Annotated in this window: 29 protein-coding genes; 11 read left to right on the top strand and 18 right to left on the bottom strand. The window is 70.6% G+C overall.

Annotation, left to right across the window (positions count from 1 at the left end; all coding sequences use genetic code 11):
* Positions 1 to 61: 61 nt before the first annotated feature.
* The 11 genes from Q0W90_RS15425 (at position 62) to Q0W90_RS15375 (ending at position 3,793) form a co-directional block, all read left to right on the top strand.
* A complete protein-coding gene (locus Q0W90_RS15425; RefSeq protein ID WP_297775100.1) occupies positions 62 to 511 on the top strand; it encodes a hypothetical protein in 450 nt (149 codons plus the stop codon).
* A complete protein-coding gene (locus Q0W90_RS15420) occupies positions 498 to 902 on the top strand; it encodes a hypothetical protein (protein ID WP_297775098.1) in 405 nt (134 codons plus the stop codon). The genes Q0W90_RS15425 and Q0W90_RS15420 overlap by 14 nt, the downstream gene beginning before the upstream one ends.
* The gene (locus Q0W90_RS15415) at positions 902 to 1,108 is read left to right on the top strand and encodes a hypothetical protein (RefSeq protein ID WP_297775096.1); all 207 of its coding nucleotides are present in this window, start codon (positions 902 to 904) and stop codon (positions 1,106 to 1,108) included. Before Q0W90_RS15420 ends, Q0W90_RS15415 begins: the two co-directional genes overlap by 1 nt.
* Positions 1,105 to 1,458, top strand: a complete 354-nt coding sequence (locus Q0W90_RS15410) for a hypothetical protein (RefSeq protein WP_297775094.1) — start codon at positions 1,105 to 1,107, stop codon at positions 1,456 to 1,458. The genes Q0W90_RS15415 and Q0W90_RS15410 overlap by 4 nt, the downstream gene beginning before the upstream one ends.
* Entirely contained in the window at positions 1,455 to 1,784 is a 330-nt protein-coding gene (locus tag Q0W90_RS15405) for a hypothetical protein (protein ID WP_297775092.1), read from the top strand. The genes Q0W90_RS15410 and Q0W90_RS15405 overlap by 4 nt, the downstream gene beginning before the upstream one ends.
* Positions 1,781 to 2,164, top strand: coding sequence for a hypothetical protein (locus Q0W90_RS15400; protein WP_297775090.1), 384 nt, complete (start codon positions 1,781 to 1,783; stop codon positions 2,162 to 2,164). The genes Q0W90_RS15405 and Q0W90_RS15400 overlap by 4 nt, the downstream gene beginning before the upstream one ends.
* Entirely contained in the window at positions 2,161 to 2,409 is a 249-nt protein-coding gene (locus tag Q0W90_RS15395; RefSeq protein ID WP_297775089.1) for a hypothetical protein, read from the top strand. The genes Q0W90_RS15400 and Q0W90_RS15395 overlap by 4 nt, the downstream gene beginning before the upstream one ends.
* 214 nt (positions 2,410 to 2,623) lie before the next feature.
* Positions 2,624 to 2,953, top strand: a complete 330-nt coding sequence (locus tag Q0W90_RS15390) for a hypothetical protein (RefSeq protein ID WP_297775087.1) — start codon at positions 2,624 to 2,626, stop codon at positions 2,951 to 2,953.
* On the top strand, positions 2,950 to 3,342 hold the full coding sequence (locus tag Q0W90_RS15385; protein ID WP_297775085.1) for a hypothetical protein: 393 nt from the start codon (positions 2,950 to 2,952) through the stop codon (positions 3,340 to 3,342). Before Q0W90_RS15390 ends, Q0W90_RS15385 begins: the two co-directional genes overlap by 4 nt.
* A 19-nt stretch (positions 3,343 to 3,361) precedes the next feature.
* The gene (locus Q0W90_RS15380) at positions 3,362 to 3,508 is read left to right on the top strand and encodes a hypothetical protein (protein ID WP_297775083.1); all 147 of its coding nucleotides are present in this window, start codon (positions 3,362 to 3,364) and stop codon (positions 3,506 to 3,508) included.
* A gap of 18 nt (positions 3,509 to 3,526) precedes the next feature.
* Positions 3,527 to 3,793, top strand: a complete 267-nt coding sequence (locus Q0W90_RS15375; RefSeq protein WP_297775081.1) for a hypothetical protein — start codon at positions 3,527 to 3,529, stop codon at positions 3,791 to 3,793.
* Here the strand turns inward: Q0W90_RS15375 and Q0W90_RS15370 are convergent.
* From Q0W90_RS15370 to Q0W90_RS15285, 18 genes are all read right to left on the bottom strand, one after another.
* Entirely contained in the window at positions 3,790 to 4,515 is a 726-nt protein-coding gene (locus Q0W90_RS15370; protein WP_297775079.1) for a hypothetical protein, read from the bottom strand. The two genes, Q0W90_RS15375 and Q0W90_RS15370, sit on opposite strands and share 4 nt — an antisense overlap.
* Positions 4,512 to 4,649 (bottom strand): hypothetical protein, encoded by a 138-nt coding sequence (locus Q0W90_RS15365; RefSeq protein ID WP_297775077.1) that lies wholly within the window; start codon positions 4,647 to 4,649, stop codon positions 4,512 to 4,514. The genes Q0W90_RS15370 and Q0W90_RS15365 overlap by 4 nt, the downstream gene beginning before the upstream one ends.
* On the bottom strand, positions 4,646 to 5,155 hold the full coding sequence (locus Q0W90_RS15360) for a hypothetical protein (RefSeq protein WP_297775075.1): 510 nt from the start codon (positions 5,153 to 5,155) through the stop codon (positions 4,646 to 4,648). The genes Q0W90_RS15365 and Q0W90_RS15360 overlap by 4 nt, the downstream gene beginning before the upstream one ends.
* Positions 5,152 to 5,559, bottom strand: a complete 408-nt coding sequence (locus Q0W90_RS15355) for a hypothetical protein (RefSeq protein ID WP_297775073.1) — start codon at positions 5,557 to 5,559, stop codon at positions 5,152 to 5,154. The genes Q0W90_RS15360 and Q0W90_RS15355 overlap by 4 nt, the downstream gene beginning before the upstream one ends.
* Before the next feature lie 10 nt (positions 5,560 to 5,569).
* Complete coding sequence (locus Q0W90_RS15350) at positions 5,570 to 6,067, bottom strand: hypothetical protein (protein ID WP_297775071.1); 498 nt, start codon at positions 6,065 to 6,067, stop codon at positions 5,570 to 5,572.
* A gap of 19 nt (positions 6,068 to 6,086) precedes the next feature.
* Entirely contained in the window at positions 6,087 to 6,395 is a 309-nt protein-coding gene (locus Q0W90_RS15345; RefSeq protein ID WP_297775069.1) for a hypothetical protein, read from the bottom strand.
* 25 nt (positions 6,396 to 6,420) lie between these two features.
* Positions 6,421 to 8,871, bottom strand: a complete 2,451-nt coding sequence (locus Q0W90_RS15340; RefSeq protein ID WP_297775067.1) for a hypothetical protein — start codon at positions 8,869 to 8,871, stop codon at positions 6,421 to 6,423.
* Complete coding sequence (locus Q0W90_RS15335) at positions 8,868 to 10,457, bottom strand: hypothetical protein (protein WP_297775066.1); 1,590 nt, start codon at positions 10,455 to 10,457, stop codon at positions 8,868 to 8,870. Before Q0W90_RS15335 ends, Q0W90_RS15340 begins: the two co-directional genes overlap by 4 nt.
* A 44-nt stretch (positions 10,458 to 10,501) precedes the next feature.
* Positions 10,502 to 10,933 (bottom strand): hypothetical protein, encoded by a 432-nt coding sequence (locus tag Q0W90_RS15330; RefSeq protein ID WP_297775065.1) that lies wholly within the window; start codon positions 10,931 to 10,933, stop codon positions 10,502 to 10,504.
* Entirely contained in the window at positions 10,930 to 11,331 is a 402-nt protein-coding gene (locus tag Q0W90_RS15325; RefSeq protein ID WP_297775064.1) for a hypothetical protein, read from the bottom strand. The genes Q0W90_RS15330 and Q0W90_RS15325 overlap by 4 nt, the downstream gene beginning before the upstream one ends.
* Complete coding sequence (locus Q0W90_RS15320) at positions 11,328 to 12,545, bottom strand: hypothetical protein (protein WP_297775063.1); 1,218 nt, start codon at positions 12,543 to 12,545, stop codon at positions 11,328 to 11,330. Before Q0W90_RS15320 ends, Q0W90_RS15325 begins: the two co-directional genes overlap by 4 nt.
* 4 nt (positions 12,546 to 12,549) lie before the next feature.
* Positions 12,550 to 13,362, bottom strand: a complete 813-nt coding sequence (locus Q0W90_RS15315; protein WP_297775062.1) for a hypothetical protein — start codon at positions 13,360 to 13,362, stop codon at positions 12,550 to 12,552.
* Between the two features lie 2 nt (positions 13,363 to 13,364).
* Positions 13,365 to 16,577 carry a hypothetical protein gene (locus Q0W90_RS15310; protein ID WP_297775061.1) on the bottom strand — a complete coding sequence of 1,071 codons (3,213 nt, stop codon included), beginning with the start codon at positions 16,575 to 16,577 and terminating at the stop codon, positions 13,365 to 13,367.
* Complete coding sequence (locus Q0W90_RS15305; RefSeq protein WP_297775060.1) at positions 16,577 to 16,777, bottom strand: hypothetical protein; 201 nt, start codon at positions 16,775 to 16,777, stop codon at positions 16,577 to 16,579. The genes Q0W90_RS15310 and Q0W90_RS15305 overlap by 1 nt, the downstream gene beginning before the upstream one ends.
* A 59-nt stretch (positions 16,778 to 16,836) precedes the next feature.
* On the bottom strand, positions 16,837 to 17,352 hold the full coding sequence (locus Q0W90_RS15300) for a hypothetical protein (RefSeq protein WP_297775059.1): 516 nt from the start codon (positions 17,350 to 17,352) through the stop codon (positions 16,837 to 16,839).
* Between the two features lie 79 nt (positions 17,353 to 17,431).
* A complete protein-coding gene (locus tag Q0W90_RS15295) occupies positions 17,432 to 18,121 on the bottom strand; it encodes a hypothetical protein (RefSeq protein WP_297775057.1) in 690 nt (229 codons plus the stop codon).
* Positions 18,122 to 18,141: 20 nt separating this feature from the next.
* Complete coding sequence (locus tag Q0W90_RS15290; protein WP_297775055.1) at positions 18,142 to 18,327, bottom strand: hypothetical protein; 186 nt, start codon at positions 18,325 to 18,327, stop codon at positions 18,142 to 18,144.
* A partial coding sequence (locus Q0W90_RS15285; protein ID WP_297775053.1) for a hypothetical protein occupies positions 18,324 to 18,710 on the bottom strand: 387 nt, incomplete at its 5' end. The genes Q0W90_RS15285 and Q0W90_RS15290, both read right to left, overlap by 4 nt.

Here is an 18,710-nt window from a genome sequence, read left to right as displayed (position 1 = left end):
TTGCCCCTAGAAGTAGAGACAGAGAGCTATGTCTTTTTCTTCGTCTAGGAGAACCACAGCTATGGAGGACCAGCAGCGCGAGCGCGAGCGGACGGGCGTCAGCGCGGACAGCAAAGCCGGGCTGCACCATCGGTGCTTCGCCTGCCGCCAGCTGATCGTCGACGTCGGGTTCTGCGACGGCTGCGAGCCCGCGTGGCTCGACCGGCTCGCCGAGCTGGGCCGCGGCTACGTCCGGCATCTGCGCGAGTGGGGCGGCGACGGCCACGAGGCGCAGATCGCGCTGGTCGTCGCCGACTACAGCGGGAGCGGCCCGGTGTCCGGCGCTCTGTACGCTGACGGCTTCGATCACGACGGCTTCACCGAATGGAGCCGCGGCCGTGCCGCCAGCGCCGCAGGAGCGCCGCGTGCGGCGGCCGTGGAGCCGCCCGGACCGCCGTCTGGACCGGAACTACCACCACCACCACGAGGGCGCCGCAGAAGCGCCGGAACGGAGACCGATGACCAAGCGTGACGACAGGCGCGTGCACGCCGCACGCGAACAGCTGCGAGACCGCGGCTGGCGGACCAACCCGAAGAACGTGCTGCGCAACGACGCCCCGCAGCGCACCAGCCGCGCCGGCGGCCCCAAGATCGAACTCCGGGCCAGCGACGACGACCCGTACAAGACGGGCCGCGACTCGGCCGACGAGGGTGTCACCAGCGTCGCCACGCCGATCCTGCTGGGCGTCGCCATCGGCTCGCTCAGCAGCGAGGACATGACCGATCAGGTCACCGACGCCACCGCGCTGGCGTTCGGGTTCCTGACCCGCAAGTTCGAGCTGGCGCTCGAGGCGTGCGACGGCGACCCGAAGCGGCTCGCGGCCGGGCTGATGGTGAAGGTCACCGTCACCGAGATCGACTGATGGCGGTCAAGAAGCCCCTGCCCGTGTCCGGCCGCGTGCGCGGCGTCGACATTCACCTGGCGTGCGCCAGCAGCGCCGAGAACCGGTTGACGTGGGCGGCGTTCTGGCGCCCCGACGACCAGCGGCTCGGCTTGTGCGAGCGCTGCGGCCAGCCGCTGAACCGGACCAGCACCAACCCGCAACCACCCCGAGAGGAGACCACGTGATGTTCACCGTCAAGCTGACGCCCAAAACCCTGGGCGAGAACGAGCCGCCGGTGCCGTACAAGGTGGAGTGGCCGTCCGCGATCGAGGCGGTCGAGCACGCCATCGGCGCCGTCGCCGCCCCCGACCGGTGGGCGCAGGCCACGATCGACAACGGCCACGCCATCGAGGCCCTGTGGGACGGCGACACCGGCCGGTGGACGACGATCCGCCCGCCGATCGTGTCCGCGTTCGCCGCTGTCACCGACGAGCCGATCCCGCAGATCATGGCCGACGTCCGCATCGCCGGAGGGTGGGCCCCGTGCGCGTGCCCGGTGTGCGGCAGCCACAAGCGTGAGCGGGTGGTCGCGTGAGCGGCCGCGGGGGCGTGTTCAGCCTGCACGGCGCCGTGAACATGCGCGGCGAGCCGTTCGTCATCACCGAGGTCAACGGCGAGCCGTTCGGCCAGCTGACACCGCGGGAGGCGATGAACCTCGGCACGCGTGCCATCCAGGCCGCGATCGAAGCGGAGCGCGACGCCGCCACCCTGGTCGCCATGCGCAAGTTCGGCATCGTCGTGGTCGGCGACCCGGAGAGCGCCGACCGGTTCGCCGCGTCGATCATCCAGGCGATCCGCGACAACCGCGGCCAGGTCGACCCGGACCCCGCGCAGGACGTCAAGCCGGGGGACGAGCGGTGAAGCTCGTCAAGGACACGTCCGAGCACGCGGCGGCCACCGCGCGACTGCTCGCCGAGCAGGGGTCACTGAACGTCGAGGTGTACCGCAGCGACAAGGGCCACGTGGCGATCATGGCCCGCGAGCCCGTCAGCGCCACCGTCGCCAAGACTCCCGACTTGCGCTGGCATATCTCGGTGCGCGGCTCGCGCGGCGTGCCGGCCTGGGCGGACCTGGTGGAGATCGGCCACACGCTGCGGCCCGGCGTCGTGTTCTGCGTCGGCGTGCCGCCGCGCACCTGGTGGCTGAACGTCCACCCGGACGTGCTGCACCTGTGGGAGATCAGCGACGCGAACCTGATCGCCAGCTGGCGCAACGAGGCGATGGGGCACACGCCGACATGAGCGCCAACCGGCTGTGCCTCAAGCCCGGGCTCGACCTGGCGACCCCCACGTTCACGCCGCTGTGCACGCTGCCGGAAGGGCACGCGGACCCGTGCAACTGGCGGCGGCGCATGGCGCTCCGCAACCAGCTGCGCCAGCTGGCCCGAGACCCCGGCGACGATCCGCGCGAGCGCCACGGCGCCGGTGTCTGCATGCGCGGCACCTGCATCGAGCCGTGCGGCCCCAACGGGGGGTGCATCCGGTGAGCGGGTCGCGGGACTGCTTGTGGTGCGGTGCCGATCTCGACGCGCTCGGGCTGCGCCCGCAAGCCGTCTGGTGCACCAGCAGCTGCCGCCAGCAGGCGTTCAAATGGAGGGCGGCGCATGAAGCGTTCGTGCGTGCCGCCGGGATGATGCGTCGCAGGCCGCGCCGACGCGTCTGGATCAGGCCGCGCGGCACCACCACGGGAAAGGGAACAGCATGAGGATCAAGAAGTGCCATGAGGGGGCGCCGCCCGGGATCGCAACCAAGCCGGTCGTGCTGATCGGCGGCCGGTTCGACGGGGCCAGCTGCGTCGTCGCCGCGCTGCCACCGATCATGTGGGTGATGGCGTGCACGGCGTGCAGCGGCATCCACGCGTACGAGGTCATGGGTCCCACCGCCGAGGCGGTGATGGGCCGCCGCGGCGGTGTCGCCTACCACCGCGACCGCTACGACGAGCAGCGCCAGGCCACCATCTACGTCATCGACCCGGACGTCATCGACCGCCGCGCCGTCCGTGTCGACAAGCGGGAGCCGGTGGCGGCATGAGCCCACTACAGCACGCGCTCGCCGCGCTCGAAGCCCGCCGCGCCGGCCTCGACACGCGGCGCCACCGGCTGCCCGGTGTCCCCGCGCTCGACATGGTGCTCGCCAACCTCACCGCGCAGATCGTTGAGGTCGACGAGGCGATCCGGCTGCTCGAAGCGCTCCACGAACGCGCCCGTGACACCGGCGCGTCCGGCGCCGACCTCGCCGAGATCGTGTTCATGCTCGACGCCACCCCCGAACCGGACGACGAGCCGTGCGATCGGTGCCAGGGCCTTGGCTCCATCCCGCAGGGGTTCAGCTGGCACGCGGATTCCGGCGAGCCGATGCCCGGGCACACCAACATTCCGTGCCCCGACTGCGACGGAGCCAACGCGTCCAAGGACGCCTGATCCGGGTAGGGTGCCGACCATGACGATCACCGGACTGGCGCTCGCCCTCATCATCGTCGGCGTCGTGCTGCTCGTGATCGGGCACCCGGTCGGCTGGCCGCTGGCGATCATCGGCCTCATCCTCCTGGCGATCGGGCTGCTCGGCCGCGCGAGCTTCCGCCCCTGACCGCTACGATCCCGCCCCGTGGAGACACGGGGCGGGTTCGGAGCACACGGCGCGGCGCTGCTACTGGCCGCGATCGACACCGCCGAGCCGACACCGGCCGCGCACGTTCGCGCTGTGCTCGCCCACTGCCGCCGCCGCGGCCAGAGCTTCGATACGGCGTGGGGGACCGCCATGCGGTCACTGCCGCGCCGCGGCGGCGAAGCAGACGCGTGGCGGCCGGTGCTTCGCGCCACACGCGACAGCTACCGCGCCGCCTACGAGCACACCGGCCAGCTGGCCGCCTAGCGGTCGGTGACGATGCCGGCCTCGCCGTCCTCGGCGATCAGCCGGTCCAGCACCCCGACCGGCATCCGCACGGTCTCCGGGTAGTCGCGCCCCCAGGAGTTCAGCAGCGTGACGAACGACGCGCCGGGGGTGCCGAGCGCGTCGAGCACCGCCGCCGCGCCGGTCGCCCACCGGTACGCCGAGATCCCCTCGGCCTTCGACGGCTTCGCCGACGACGACAGGTGCGTGGTCACGGTGCCCCGCGCGACACGATGACCGACCGTGCGCAGGATCTCGAACCCGGCACGCACCGTCGAGCCCTCATGATCCGGGTTGGGGTCGCCGTCGATCTTGCGGGCCTGGTCGTACAGCCACACGGCGTCGTAGCGCTTGCGGTTCAGCAGGCTCATCCCGCGCGACGTGCCGTGACCGACGCACGACCCCTCCGCACCCTGGTTGTAGAACGGCCACCACACCGGGTTGTCCTGCTCCTTGCCGGGCACCGCGCGGTTCGGCGCCGGCTGAAGGCAGAAGCAGTGCCCGCCACGCACCGACCCGAGCTTGCCGGACCGAGCGATCCAGTAGTGCCCGTCGCTGGCCTTCTCCGGGTCGTCGAACGCCGAGTACCAGTTGACCCCAAGGACCACCGGCACGATCGTCGGCGGGGCGGCCAGCGCCGCCAGCGGGTACTTCTCGACGTGCCCCCAATCCGGCGGCACGTTACGACCAAGGCCACGGCTCATCGCTTGCCTCCCAGCTTCTCGCGGATCGTGGTCGCCGGGCGCTTGACCGCCTCGGCGAGCTTGACGAACCGGCCGGTGATCGAGTCACGCACCCGGAACCTCAAGACCGGCTTGTCGCGGCGCGGAGCGGTCATCGGATCATCCGGCGGACGGCCACCAGGTCCCCGCGGTAGTGCAGCGGCACCAGCAGCGGGCCGGCCTCCGAGCCGTGGCTGACCACGTACGGCCTGCCGCCACGATCATGGACGATCAGGGCGGTGTGCTCGGGCACGCCGCGCTGCTGCCAGCCGTACAGGGCGACGTCGGCCAGCAGGAACGGGCCGCGCGTGCTGACCGGGTGGCCGTGGTTGATGAGGGTGCCGGTGAACCCGGCCGTCCAGTTGGCGCCGTTGGCGAAGTCGCTCAGGTGCCACTTGCGGGTCGCCGTCCACAGGCACCACGACACGAACGCCGAGCAGTCGGCGTAGTTGGGGTAGTCGCCGTGGATCGCCCGCTTGTGCAGCCGGATGCCGTCCCAGCGCCGCCAGCCCTGCGTGTAGTGGATGGCGCCGCGATGCGCGACGCACATGCCCGCCGCCTCGACGGCCAGCCGCCGGGCCGTGTACCGGTCGGCGGCCGAGTGGATCAGGACCCCGCTCACTGCTCGGAGACCGAGGGCTTGACCAGCTGCGGCTGCGCCGGGCTGTCGACCTCATCGGCCGGCACCGTGCCCGGGTCGTCCGGGTCGAGGCTGGCGAACACGGAGTCGGGCGGCACGTCGCCGCCGGTGGAGCCCTCCGCCGCGTCGAGCGCGGCGTCGATCAGCGGCCGGGCCTTCACCGCGGCGGCACGGATCGCCGCGACCGCCTGGGCGTACCGGCCGCCGAGCACCGACAGCGCGGTCAGCAGGGTCATGGCGCCCGCGGTGACGGTGGCCGTGTCGTTCGCCTTGACCGCGGCGATGATGGTGCCCGCCGCGCCGACGATCGCGCCGACCGTGCCAAGCACGGTGGTGGGGCCGACCTTGACGACCGGCGTGGAAACCTGCGTGTGAACGGTGCTCATGCGCCGCAGGCTACCGCGCGGCGCGGGTGATCGCGCTCGACAGCTGCTCGCAGCTGATCCCGTGAGGCTTACGAGCCGCCAGCTTCGCGGCCTGCTGCTTGGCGTTCGCCAGTCGATGCGCGTAGTCGGGGAACCCCAACCGCCGGTAGGTGTCCTCGAACGCGCGACTGGCCCGCACCGACCCGAGGATCAGGCCGTTCAGCGTGTCAACCTGGGTGCGGGCCGCCTTGATGTTCGCGTTCAGCGCCTTGCAGATCGTGTCCGACGTCGCCTTGCGATTCACCGTGGTCGACCGCTGCTGCTGGCGCAGCTGCCGCTGCTGGTCGTGAAGTTCAAGCAGCGACCACACGGCGGTGATCGTGGCGCCCACCATGACGAACGAGCAGACCACCGCCATCAGAAGCAGCAGGCGCGTCAGATCGCGCGGCTGACGAACGCGCTTGGCGCCCCGCACGTCGGCCAGCCGGTCCACCGAGTCCTGCCGCGCCTGCTTATGCGCGTCGTCCATCGGGTCGTAGCCTGGGTTCTCAACCACCGAGCAGCCCCACCAGGACGGTGCCGATCGCGGCGATCGCCGACGCACCCAGCAGGCCGATCATCGTGTAGAGCGCCAGCCGGGTCTCGCGCCGCTCCTTCGACACCGCCTCGTCACGCTTGTTGATCGTCGCCGTGATGCCCTCCACCTCATCGCGCAGGATCGTCAGGTCGCGGTCCATGTGCCCCAGGTTCGAGTTGACGGTCGCCATCTGCGCCGCGATCGAATCGAGGCTGGCCATCCGCCGGTCAAGCTCGTCGACGCGGGTCTCGAGGCGGATGATGCGCTCGCCGGGGTCCACGCTGGCAGCCTACCGGCAGGCAGGCCTACTGCACGCGGACGATGCTGATGGAGCCCCAGTCACCGTTGTTGCTGGTGCCCAGCTCCGTCGAGAACCCGATCCAGTGTGTGCCCTTGGTCAGCCGGTACGCCAGCGTGGCCGGGACCAGCACCTTGTGACTGGACGCCTCGTTCGTGAAGCCGTTGATGGTGAACAGCTCGATCCCGTCGATGTAGACCCCGACGCGCAGGGCCTGGTTGGCGGCCGTGTGGAAGAGCGACGCGGCGGCCGTGAACAGGTAGAGGCCGTCAGCGGGCACCGTGAAGTTGACACCGGTCGAGAGCACGCCTGTCGCCCAGGGACCAAAGCCGTTCCACGTCCAAGCCCACAGCAGCAGGTCGGGACGGAACGACAGCGCGTCGGTGCCGATCACCGGCTGCGACACCCCGTTGTACGACCAGATCGAGCCCTTGTTGACCGCGCCCTTGGCGACGCGCACCCGGCGGCCGAACAGGAACTCCGCCGACTCGTCGGCGTCCGTCGCCCTGGTCAGCGCCGACCCGGAGCCGTGAAACACGTAGATGCCGTTCTGCTTCGGGTCGGTCTGCGCGTTGAGCAGCATCCGGTCGCCGGCGCCCACCACATCGGAGTCCCACACCGTCGTGCCCGGGTTGGCGATGTTCACGTTGACGTCGGCGACGAGCATCACGTCCGCCCACGACTCCTGCACCGACGCGCTCAGGCCGGGGGCACCGGGAGCGCCAGCCGCACCGGTGTCCCCCTTGGCGCCCTGGATTGCCGGGACCGCCAGCAGCCGCTGACCGTTCGTGAGCACCACGGAGGCGTCGCCGAACTGCAACGCCGACCCGCCGTTGCGCATCCCTTGCAGCTTGATGCGCTTGGTGGCCGTGAACGTGACCACCGCCGCCGTCGCGTAGGTCTCGTTGACTCCTGCGGTCTGGTTGCCCGAGAACCCGCTCTTGGAGTTCGGCACCTGGATGGCGTCGGTCTCGTTGTAGAGCGCCAGCTGCTTGGTGTCCGCGACGCTCGGGCTCCTGAGCGACGCGAAGCCCATCAGCAGCCACGTCCCGGCGGGCACGTCGAGGTAGCAGCCGTTGTAGATGACGTCGGCGCCGACCGCCCCCGTCTGCACCGTGCCCGCCGAGGCGGACAGCGCCGTCGCGGCGGTCAGCACCGCGCCCTGCGCCAGCAGACCCCAGTTCACGGTGTCCATGTCGGGTGTCGTCGCCGTCGTGCCCGCCACCAGCCGCCGGTAGCTGCTGCCGCCGTAGCCCACGGCGTCGTCGACCACGTATGCGGTCGCCGCGTTCCACGCACCCTGCCACGTCAGGCCAGCGTCGCCCTTGAGCGACGCCAGGTAGTCATCGACGGTGCCGCTGTTGCCGTTGTCGAGCCACACCTGGTAGGCGCTGGCGCCGTCCGCGCCGGTGCCGCCGCCGCCGGTGCCGTCCGCGCCCTTCTCGGCCACGTAAGTCCAGACGGCGCCCTCGGCGGGCGTGTCGTTCGGCGTGACCGTCGGCGGGTCAACGACCGTGGCGGTGTCGCTGGCGACCGTCGCATGGAAGGGCACATCGACCGCGACCGACGGGGCGATCTCAAGGAACAGCGCGTACACCCCGGCCGCCGGGAGCGTCGCCGTCCACGTGCCGACGTTGCCGCCCGTGATGCCGCCGCCACCGGAGTCCTTGATCTCCGTGTTCTGCGAGCCACCGGCTTCCGGCGGCGCGGGGACCGTGACCGTCACATCACCGGCGCCGGCCACCTCGAACTGCACCATCTTCGCCGGGTAGCTCGACGCGCTCGGAGGCGTGTCAGAGGGCGTCACGGTGACGACCTGCTCCACCCCGTCGGACAGCTGCATCACCGCGGTCTTGCCGCGCACCGTGATGAGCGTCGGGCCGGTGTCCGGCGGGGCGTCCACGTCGACCAGGGCCAGCCACGACGACCCGTCGTTGTGCACGACGTCACCGGCCGTGTACGCGACCAGGCCATCCCAGTCGCCCTGCCACACGTCGAGCAGCGAGCCGCCGCCACCGGTCGAGCCCTGACTGGTCAGGAACCAGTTGGCGGCATCGTCCGGCGGCGCCAGGCCGACGGTGGGTGCCCCGCCGACGCGCACCGTGTAGCTGGACCCGTCGTACTGGACCTCATCGAACTCGACGTAGGTGCCGCCGGCATCCCACGGTCCGCGATGCACGCGTGCCGGACCGGCCGGTCCCTCCGGCCCCTCGGGTCCCGTCAGGCCGGGGGGGCCCTGGAGACCGGGGGGGCCGACGACACCGGCCAGCGCCTCGCCGCCCGGGTCAGGGTCCCCCGGGTCCAATGCCGGGTCGTAGAACACGGCGTCGGTGGTGCCGTCGGTGACGAAGTAAGTGGAGCCGTCCTCGAACCGCACCTGCGTCCGCGGCCACGGCGGCTCGACGGTGACGGTCTCCCCGTCATGCGGGCCGCCGGTCAGGGTGACGACGGTGCTCATCCGCCGGAAGGGTACGCGATGCCGTCCAACCGCACCCAGGTCTGGCCGGGCGCCATGTCCGGCACGATCAGCGCCGCGGTGCCGCCGAGATCCTGCACGCTGACCGGTGTCACCGGGTTCGGCGCCCGCCAGGAGCCGTACCCCTCGATCGAGCCGGTGCCGCCCGGGATCGCCGCCACGTCGTTGATCCCCACGTTGCCGGTGATCCAGCCGCGCAGATGCGTCCAGCCGTGACGGACCAGGTAGAACGCCTCCCCGGTGTCCGCCACGATCCGCTGCCAGCCATGCAGGTAGTCGCTCTCGGTGTCGTACCGGTCGAGCGTCGCCGCCACCCACGCGGTGACGTCCGGGTCGACCAGGGTGGGGTCCTGGACGCGCGAGAGCAGCTGCGCGAACGTCGGCACCACCCAGGCGTCGCCGCCCAGGCCGTCGGAGCGGGCCAGCCACGTGTCGGCGCCGAACCCGATCAGCGGCCGCGACGCGCCGCGCGGGTACTTCTCGACGCTGTGCACGTACGGCGGGAGCTCACCGTCCCCGAGCGCTTCGATCGGCGGGTAGAACGACCGCACGCTGTCCATCGGCACCCACGCGAAGTAGGAGAAGCCGCCCTCAGCCGGCGGGTCCCACTCGTAGGTCACCTCGGTCTCCGCGTTCGTGAAGCTCGACGGGATCGTCACCTGGCTAGCGGGGTAGCCGTTGAGCGGGATCGGCTCGAACTCGTAGTCGCGGTAGCCCATCAGGTTGCCGCCGTCGGGCTTATAGCCCGTCGGGTCCCAGTTGGTCTCGGCGACCGTCCGGTCGAGCCGCCGGCCCACCGGAATGTTGTTGCCGAACTCGTCGCGCTCGTACAGGATGGTGTAGAAGCGCGACTCGCCCCACGAGGCACCCCACCGGATCAGCTGCTGGCTGTTCGGATCGACGACCAGCAGCCCGTCGTCGGGCATCGTCAGGCCACCGATCGGGCTCACCGGGTCGAGACTGGCGTCCTTGGGCATCGGCAGCAGCGCCAGCTGCGTGTCACCGGCCGTCCACCAGGCGCCGAACCCGAGCGGCAGCTTGTCGAAGCCCTCGTAGACGGTGAGCGCCGACGAGCCTGAGTCGGTGCCCAGCCACTTGAACGCGTCGAACGTCGGCAGGCCCGGCAACCGCACATGATGCAGATAGGACCGTGGCTGGCCGCTGACCGTGGAGGGTTGCAGCCACAGGTCGACGTCGCCGCGGTAGGAGAAGGCGTGCATGCCGATCACGTCGCCGTTGGCGCCGGTCACGGCGTGCGGCAGCGACGCGTCACTGAAATCCTCGTCGATGTTGCGCAGCGTCATCGGGCTGATGATCGACCGCTGCGTCAGGGGCTCGAGGATGCCGGTCCGCTCGCGGGCACGCCGGATCGCGGTCAGCACCGCGTGGTCGTCACCGGTGCCCTGGCCCAGCTGCTGCTCGCGCTCCCGGAGGTACTGTGCCTGCGGGCCCATCGGCGCCTCGATGTACGGGCCGGGGTAGGCCAGGAACTCGGCGAGCACCTGCTGGCGGGCCAGCGGCGCGTACGTGTGGTCGCCGTCCAGCCGGGAGCGTTCCAGCTGCGCCATGCGTGCACGGTCACGCGCGTGACGGTCCAGCGAGTCGGGGCGGGTCAGCCGATGGGCCATCCGCGCTCCAACTTGAGCAGCCCGGTCGCCGGGCCGGTCTCGATGACGGCGTTGCCGTTCGGGTCGACGCGCAGCACCACCGGCGCTCCGTCGATGGTGGCTTGGAAGCGGTAGACGGCACGCGGCCTCGCGGGGCCACCACACGACACCACCACCACGGCGGTCGCGCCGACGCGCCACCCGGCGCCCACTGTCTTGAAGAACACGACGTCGCTGCGCAGTCGCCACAGGATGCCGTCGGTGACCGGATCGTCGGCGGTCACACCGGGTGGCGGCGTCAGCTGGCCCCACAGGGTGTTGCGGCCGTAGCCGCCGGGGGTGACGGGGAACGGGTGAGCGCCGGTCTCCATCGCCACCACGCGCTTGCGCAGGTCGATGGTGGAGTCGACGTGATCCATGCGCCGCGGGTGCTTCACGCAAGCTCACCGCCCGGCCAGTCGAGCGTCGCCGAGTAGTGCACGCCGTCCGGCGCCGTGCTGGTCACGTGCACCAGGGCGTCGTCGCCGACGAAGATGTGCGACGGGTAACGGTCGGCGCCGTCCACCATGTCGAAGTAGCGCCCGGCCGGCGCGGACGGGGCGGTGTCGACCGGCAGCTGGTAGGTGACCTCGCCGCCGGTCATCGCCACGTTGGTCAGCATCACGATCACCCGGTCGGCCACCCACCGATACATCGCTCCGGCGCCAAGGTTCACCCACGGCTCGGTGCGGCCACCGGCCGGGTCGTCGTAGAACTTGTGCGCACGGGTCTCCATCGCGGTCAGCCGCCGGTTGAGCCCGGCCTGCACGTCGGTGATCGACGGCTTGAGCTTCACGAGCCCGGGTCGGACTGGTCGAAGCCGAGCGTCAGGTCGGGCACGCAGTCCATCGTCGTCTTGACCTGGCCGCTGGCGGCCGCGGCCAGGCTGACCTTCATCACGCGGGCGGCGACGTCGACCAGCATGTATCCGCGCTTGCAGGCCGCCCGGATCGTGTCGCCGACCGTGAAGTCGTCGATGTACCGGTAGGGCTGCTCGGCGGCCGGGTCGCCCGTGCCGTTCTCGGCGACCGGGGTGATGGTGATGAAGTCCGGCGGGTCGGAGTACGTGTCGACGTACAGGTCCGCCTTCGCTTGCAGCACGTTCTGCGGGTCCTTGCTGTTCGACGACTCCCAGCCCTCGTAGATGCCGTACTTGAGCCAGCTGGCCTCGTTGTGCGCCATCGCGCGACGCGCCGTGTCGCCGCTGTTCTTCTCGCCGCCCGGGTAGACCTCCACCTGATAGTTGACGACCGAGTTGCCGTCCGGCGTCCACTCGAACCCGTCGAGGTTGTTGCGCCCGAAGCCGTGGTGAAAGATCACGTCGCCGGACCGGTCGACACCGCGCTGATCCCACGCGTTCAGCTCGCAGTAATAGCCGGGCTGCCAGGTGCTCGTCACGCCCGGATGGTCAGCGTCGACCGGCCGCAGATCCCACTCGGGGCCAACGATGGCCTCCCCGAGCTGCTGCACGGTCTCCCACACCACCTGGCCGCGCGTTGCCACCGACCACAGGCCGTCACCGGGCTGCGGGTTCTGCATGTCCGCCGGCTTCGGGCCGGTGTGCGTCGACTCGTCGGTCCCGAAGAAGATGCCGGGGTGCGGGATGCCGCGGGCCAGCTGCTCCTGCAACGGGATCGCCGACTCGGCCAGCTGCCACAGGCCGCGGCCGTCGATCGGGAACCCCTTGAGCACCCGGTCGCCGTAGCGGTGGTTGTTCTTCTTCCACCAGATCGTCGGGTCGTGCGCGTTGATCTGCACCGCCGGGTCACCGTCAGCGGTCGACGACCAGGTGGGAGTCAGCATCACGCCCCAAAACTCGAGGTGGCCGTTGTAGAACACCTTGAGCATCCGCTCCAACGGCTTGACCTCGATCACGTTCGGGTCGTAGACGCTGAGCTTGAGCGTGGCGGTCCGGGAGTCCATCAGCGGGATATCGACGCCGCCGCCCTCATGCTGCCAGCACGTCGCCTTGACGACACCCAGCAGGTCGGTGATCTGAAACAGCAGCACGCGCCTACTCGAACGCCGGGTACCAGCTGGCCGCCATCGCCGCGCCGACCACGCCAACGTTGTTGTCGCCGGGCGCCAGTCCGGGCACGTACTCGTCCCACCATGTCGACCCGGTGGTGTCGAAGCCGGTCATGGCGTCGAAGCCGCCGATCCTGGCGGTGCGGGCCTTGAAGTCGACGACGAGGACGCCGCCGATGTGCGCGTCCAGCCCGTTGAAGATCAGGTACTTGTCGAGGGTGCCGTTGTAGACCTGCACGGTCGCCGCGGCCACCGTCAGGTTCAGTGTCGGGTCGGTGTCGGCGTCACCCGAGTTGTGCAGCACCACCGAGTCGCCGTCCGCCGCGGCCGCGGCGCCCAGCTGGTTGTAGTAGACCCGCGCGTCGGACATGCGCAGCGACAGCGTGAAGTCCCGTTGGAACGGCCGGACGGCCTGCGGGCCGGTGGTCTGCTCGTCGTCAGCGTCGAAGCTGAGGATGCGACCATCCATGAAGAAGTCGGTCCCGAGCCACACGCGCTGCTCGGCGTTGCGCTCACGGCACGCCGCCCGGAGCGCCTTCGCCGTCTGCCGCAGCCCGGCCAGCGTGCGGGCCTGCACCGTCCCCTCGTACACGACGGTCTTGCCGCGCGGCGCCCCCGGCAGCACGGTCTCGCCGCGCCGGCCCGTGTTCGTCTGGCGGGTGTCGTCGGCGTCGGCCAGCGAGTGCAGGCCGGTGACACGCGTCAGCCGGATGCGCGGCTCGGCGGTCAGGACGTTCATCGCCACGCCGTTGATCGTGTGGGTGGCCTCGACGCCGGGGTACCCGTCGATGAGTGCCATGCTCAGCCTCCCCTGCGGTCCATTTCGCGGGCCAGCTGCACGGCGAGCACGCGAGCGTCCGGCAGATCACCGCCGGGCGCGGGCGGAATGTGAAAGTGGTTCTCGCGTCCACCACCGGCCAGCGCCAGCGCCGGACCGCCGCGCAGAGCGGCCGCTGCGCCGCCCCGCGGCATCGCGCCGACGATCGCACCGGCCAGCTGCCGCAGGACGCTGGATCGCAGCGGAATGACCGCCTCGCGGCCGGCCTCGCCGATCTGCGCGAGCGTGGCGCCGCGCGTGACGCCACCAGCAGCGAGCTTCGGGATCAGCGGCACCGCCGGAATGTCCGGGATGCCGAGCTTGTGCCCGGCGATGTTGATGTTCGGCAGCTTGTTGATGAGGCCGATGATCGTGTTCAGCGCCCGCAGCCACAGGTTCGCCGCGTCGATGATGAGGTTGAGGTAGCTCTTGACGACGCTGAGCACCCCGCCGAACACGCGCTTGACGATCCCGCCGACACCCTCGAAGCCGCGACGGATACCACCCACGAACGCGTCGATGATCCCTCGGACGGGCGCGATCGCCTTCGAGAACACGCCCCGGATCAGCGCGAACGCCGCGGCGATCAGCTTCCCGGCCGCCGACAGCGCTGAGCCGATCCTCGCGCCGAGCCCGCGAGCGATCCTGACCACCGTGTCGATCGCGTTGCGGACGATCCTCGGCAGCCGCTCGAACACGGCGCCGAACACGCGGGTGATGACCCCGCCGGCCGACGAGAACGCCTTGCCGAGACCGGGCAGCGCCTCGATGATCCGGGTGAACAGCGGCCCCAGGAGCTCCAACGGCTTGAACGCCAGTCGCAGCACCGTGCCGAACGGGAAGAACACGGCCAGCAGCGACCGGATCGGCGCCGGGATCTTGTTCAGCAGCCCGAGCACGAAGTTGATGGCGAGCAGCAGCAGGTTGAAGGTGTCGAGCACCACCTTGATCGCGGGGGCGACGAACTGGATGGCCTGCAAGAACGCGGCGCCGAGCAGCACCAGGAAGCGGACCAGGCTCTTCACGGCGGGCAGCGTGTCCTTGAAGAACTTGCTGATCGTGTTCTTGCCCTTCGCGCTCTTGAGGAACGCGGTGAACGTGTCGACGCCCTTGGTCAGCGACCCGAGCAGGCTGTTGCCGGACGGCGCCGCCGCGCCGACGAACGCCAGCAGCGCCCGGCCGACCGCCTTGACCAGACCCCAAATCGCGGACAGCGAGTCGAGGAACGGCTTGGCCGCCTTGCGCATCGACTCGATGTTGCTGGTGCCCTCGCGCAGCCCGTGCAGGCCGCCGGCCAGGGACTTGAAGCCGTGCACCAGTCCTGGCAGGAACGTCAGCGCGATGTTGCGCATGATCGCCAGGAAGTCCGGGAAGATGCCGCCGAGCGCACGGCCGACCTGAAGGGTGGCGGCGCCGAACTCGCGCATCGCCCGGGCCCACAGCGGATCACCGGTCAGGTCGGCGAACAGCTTGCGGACGTTCTGCCCGTAGATGGTGCCCAGCTGGCTGGCGAAGCTCTTGACGCGGTCGAGGCCGCCGTGCACCGAGTCGAGCCCGGCGACCACCGCGTTGATGACCGGATCGGTGATCGACTGGCCGAGCTTGCGCAGGATCGGGCCGGCCTTGACGATCTTGTCGAGCAGCCGCTGCTCGCCGTCCGACAGCTTCGCCAGGTCCCGCAGGTAGATCGCCATGGGCCCCGACTGCTCGGCGAACGCGCCGGACTGCTTGTCGGTCGCCGTCTTGAGGTCGTGCGTGGCCTCGGTGACGCGCTGGTTGGCGTCCCGCAACGCGTTCCGCGCAGAGACCACCTGAGGGTTCTGATGGACGCCCTGGGCCTCGACCACCGACAGGGCCTTCTGAGCGTCGGAGGCGCGACGCAAAGCGTCAACGTAGGGCTGGAAGGCACGAATGCCCTGCTGCTGGAAGTCGTTGTTGGTCTTGTTGGCGTCCGCGAGGTTGTTCGTCGCCTGGGTGACCGCCTCGACCGACTGCTTCTCCGTCAGCCGTGCCCGCTGCACCGCGAGCACCTTCTGCTCAAGGGCCAGCTCGTCGTCGCCGGACAACGCCACCCCACCGGCGGCGGCGGCGCCGCGCAGCGCCGCCTTCAGCTTGGAGTCGTCGGCCTTGACGTTCGTGAACCGCTTGAACAGCGAGTCCAGGGAGTTGGCGGTCAGCCCCGCGCTCTTGCGGAAGTCGTCGAGATCCTGCTGGGCCTGCCGCGTGTTGAGCTTCGCCTCCGCCACCGACAGCCGCGCCGACTGCACGTCGAGCACCGCCTGGCGGGCACGCTCCGCGGCGTCGCGCATCGCCGTGTACGCCGCCGACTCCTGCTCCCCCAGGTTCTTGGCGGCGTCCGCCTGCTCCTGCTGGGCCTTGGTGATGCCGTCCGCCGCGTCCTGCTCCGCCTGGCGCAGCTGGTCGCTGGCGGTCTTGCGGGCTTCGAGCGCGTCGCGCAGCGTGTTGTGCGCGTTGCGCAACGCCTCCGCGGCCTGCCGCGCCTTCTCGTCGGCCTGCGCCCCCTTCCGCGTGTCGGCGTTGATCGCGGCCTGCCGCTCCTGACGGACCTTGAGCACCGCGGCGACACGCTGGATGACGGCGACGAGGCCGAGCAGCAGCGGACCGGCCACACCGGCCAGCGCCGTCACCAGGCCACCGATCGCGCCGATCGCGCCGACCAGGCTGGCGGCCAATGCCAGGAACGCCGGGATGAGCAGCGTCAAGATGATGATGCCCATGCCCTGCAAGATCGGGTTGACCTGCTTGACCGCCCCGAGCAGCCCCGAGAACTGCTGATTGAGCCCGCCGGTCGGCGCCGCCGCCTTCTCCATCACCGAGCCGACGTTCCCCGCCTCCCGGGCGACACCAGTCAGCACCGCGGCGACGTCGCCGACGTCGCGCGACGCGGCCGGGGTGCGGAACACCTTGGACAGCTCGGCCTTCAGGATCGCCAGCCGCGCGAGCGACCGGTCGATCTGCACGTTGACCTCCGGCGACACCTTCTCCCGGTCGATGGCGTCCAGGCCGGCCTGCATCGCGGCGAGCTTCGCCGTCGCCTCCGTCAGCCCCTGAATCTCGACGCGTGGCGACGCCTTCGTCTTGCCGGTCTCGATCACCTTCCGGGCGATCCGGTTGAGCGCCTGCTCGGCGTCGCGCGAGTCCCCCGTCACCTTCAGCAGCAGCTCCCGGACGTCCATTAGTCCAGATCCTCCCAGGCGTCCTCGTCGAACTCGCCGGCCACCCGTCCACCATCGGCCGCGATCGCGTCTTTCGTGAGGTCATCCATCAGGCTGCGAAAGTGCTTGGCCTCACCATGCTGGGCGGTGCGCATCACCACCGCCTGCTCGGCGAGCGCTTCACGGTGACGGCGCACGGACGCTTCGAGCAGGCCAGTCACCCGGGGGATCGTCAGGCCGCCCTCGCCATCCACGTTCGCGGTCGCGTCAAGCAGGTCGTCTACTCCGATGCCGCCGTACTCGCTGAGGAGTCGGTCGGCGACGAAACCCCAGAGGTCAGCTGATTCGCCACCGCGCTGCTCGCCGCCGCCTTGAGCAGATCGGTGTCCACCAGTTTCCCCAACCCCTGGAGGAGATCGAAGCCGTTGACGCGCAGCACGGTCTCGAACGCCGACCGGATCTCCGGGACGGTCGGTGACGTGTCGGCGGCCGCGTCGTACTCCCCGGCGGCCAGCGCCTCGGCGGTCACGTAGCCGCGGAACTCGTGGAGCGGCATCAGCCTGGGCAGGAACACACCGAGCACGCCGTGCACCTGCTCGCCGAGCATGCTCACGATCCCGGCGCCGTCGCTGACCGACGAGCCGATCAGCCGGTCGAGGGTGCGTCCCAGCTTGTTCTCGAGGTAGCCGATGCGCTGCGCGTACACAGCGTAGGAGTGCTGGCCCAGCTGCACGTGCGGCACGTGCGGGTCGATGGTGGACGGCTCCGGGGCCGCGTGAAGGGTGGGGGTGCTCATGGCCGGGAGCGTACCCGGCAACGCAAGCGGGCCGCACGTTGGCGGCCCGCTTGGCGGCTCCGGGGGGAGGCGGTGTGGCTCAGGTGAGCGCGATGGTCCCGGCGTGCTCGTCGAACCAGGCGCCGTACTCCTCGCCCTCCGGCTCGCCGGCCAGGGGGAACGCGGTGAACGTGATGCCGGACGCGGTGAGGGCGCCCTTGGCCTGCTCCATGCTCACGTCGTCGGCGCTGATCTGCGCGACGTACAGGACGCCCATGAAGAACCGGCCGCGCTCGGCGCCACCGGCGCCTTCGAGGACGACGCCGGAGGACTTCGACCGGCGGCTGATGAACGCGAACCGGTACTGCACCGGGTCGCTGAACGAGCCGAACGCGATCTTGTCCTGCGCCGACGCGCCGGTGGCCGCGGCGATCGCCTCCACGCTCGGGGCGTTCTCCATCATCTGCAACGTGTCGGGGCGGAACTCGGCGACCGACAGCTCGATCGTCCGGGTGATCGACGTGATCTCCTCGATGACGTTGGCCTGCAACTGCTGGATCTCGTAGCCCGCGGTCTCGAACCCGCGGCTGTACGTGAACGACTCCTTGGTGGCACCGACGTCCGTCCACCCGGCCTTCGGCGCGTACGGGGCCACCATGTCGATCACGTCGTCGATCGAGGCCGGCTTGTCGACCGGCGTGTCACCGGTGGCGGGGCCGCGCAGGATGCGAACGGCGCCACCCAGCAGGTTGTCGATGTTGTAGGGGAAGGCCCCCGTGACTGCGGGCATGGCTCAGGTCTCCTTCGTGGTCAGTCGCCGCCGTTGGCGGGCGGCTCGGGGTCCTTGATGGTGAAGCGGTGGCCGGTCCAGTCCTTCGCGGTCTTGGCGTCCCGGTCGGACACCTCGACCTCCTGGCCGGGGACGAACACGTGGGCGCCGATGCGGACGCGCGTCGCGCGGTCATCGCTGCTGCCGTGGTAGGTGACGAGCTTCATGCCCAGGGGTCCTCCGACTCGATGGTGACGGGCTCGCCGACGATGATCGTCGCCACCGCCTCGCGGCCCTCGGTGCCGTCCGCGTACCGGACGAACGGGCGGGTGTAGTCGATGGTGTGCTGCGGGCTCGCCATGGGGATTCGCCCCCCGAGGCTACCGTCGCCCAGCAGAGAAGCCGACAGGTCGTCCATGATGCCGCGCAGCTGGTCGGCGGCGGCGGACGGGTCACGGTTGTCGACCATGACCGACAGGCCGACCGTGTGCACCTTGACCATCGTCTGCTGCATGCCCGCCATCGGCAGCCGCGGATCGGCGGGGGCGACGGCGCTGGTCTGCACCTCGACCACCACGTCCGGCAGCGCCTGCGTTTTCTCGGCGGGCAC

The organism is Mycobacterium sp. (genome assembly GCF_025933915.1).
Lineage (GTDB): Bacteria > Actinomycetota > Actinomycetes > Mycobacteriales > Mycobacteriaceae > Mycobacterium.
This window is presented reverse-complemented; position numbering and strand designations above follow the sequence as displayed.

Coding starts and splice junctions, on each gene's coding strand:
- Q0W90_RS15425 (WP_297775100.1), top strand. CDS start 62: ATGGAGGACCAGCAGCGCGAGCGCGAGCGGACGGGCGTCAGCGCGGAC.
- Q0W90_RS15420 (WP_297775098.1), top strand. CDS start 498: ATGACCAAGCGTGACGACAGGCGCGTGCACGCCGCACGCGAACAGCTG.
- Q0W90_RS15415 (WP_297775096.1), top strand. CDS start 902: ATGGCGGTCAAGAAGCCCCTGCCCGTGTCCGGCCGCGTGCGCGGCGTC.
- Q0W90_RS15395 (WP_297775089.1), top strand. CDS start 2,161: ATGAGCGCCAACCGGCTGTGCCTCAAGCCCGGGCTCGACCTGGCGACC.
- Q0W90_RS15390 (WP_297775087.1), top strand. CDS start 2,624: ATGAGGATCAAGAAGTGCCATGAGGGGGCGCCGCCCGGGATCGCAACC.
- Q0W90_RS15385 (WP_297775085.1), top strand. CDS start 2,950: ATGAGCCCACTACAGCACGCGCTCGCCGCGCTCGAAGCCCGCCGCGCC.
- Q0W90_RS15380 (WP_297775083.1), top strand. CDS start 3,362: ATGACGATCACCGGACTGGCGCTCGCCCTCATCATCGTCGGCGTCGTG.
- Q0W90_RS15370 (WP_297775079.1), bottom strand. CDS start 4,515: ATGAGCCGTGGCCTTGGTCGTAACGTGCCGCCGGATTGGGGGCACGTC.
- Q0W90_RS15365 (WP_297775077.1), bottom strand. CDS start 4,649: ATGACCGCTCCGCGCCGCGACAAGCCGGTCTTGAGGTTCCGGGTGCGT.
- Q0W90_RS15355 (WP_297775073.1), bottom strand. CDS start 5,559: ATGAGCACCGTTCACACGCAGGTTTCCACGCCGGTCGTCAAGGTCGGC.
- Q0W90_RS15350 (WP_297775071.1), bottom strand. CDS start 6,067: ATGGACGACGCGCATAAGCAGGCGCGGCAGGACTCGGTGGACCGGCTG.
- Q0W90_RS15340 (WP_297775067.1), bottom strand. CDS start 8,871: ATGAGCACCGTCGTCACCCTGACCGGCGGCCCGCATGACGGGGAGACC.
- Q0W90_RS15335 (WP_297775066.1), bottom strand. CDS start 10,457: ATGGCGCAGCTGGAACGCTCCCGGCTGGACGGCGACCACACGTACGCG.
- Q0W90_RS15315 (WP_297775062.1), bottom strand. CDS start 13,362: ATGGCACTCATCGACGGGTACCCCGGCGTCGAGGCCACCCACACGATC.
- Q0W90_RS15310 (WP_297775061.1), bottom strand. CDS start 16,577: ATGGACGTCCGGGAGCTGCTGCTGAAGGTGACGGGGGACTCGCGCGAC.
- Q0W90_RS15300 (WP_297775059.1), bottom strand. CDS start 17,352: ATGAGCACCCCCACCCTTCACGCGGCCCCGGAGCCGTCCACCATCGAC.
- Q0W90_RS15295 (WP_297775057.1), bottom strand. CDS start 18,121: ATGCCCGCAGTCACGGGGGCCTTCCCCTACAACATCGACAACCTGCTG.
- Q0W90_RS15290 (WP_297775055.1), bottom strand. CDS start 18,327: ATGAAGCTCGTCACCTACCACGGCAGCAGCGATGACCGCGCGACGCGC.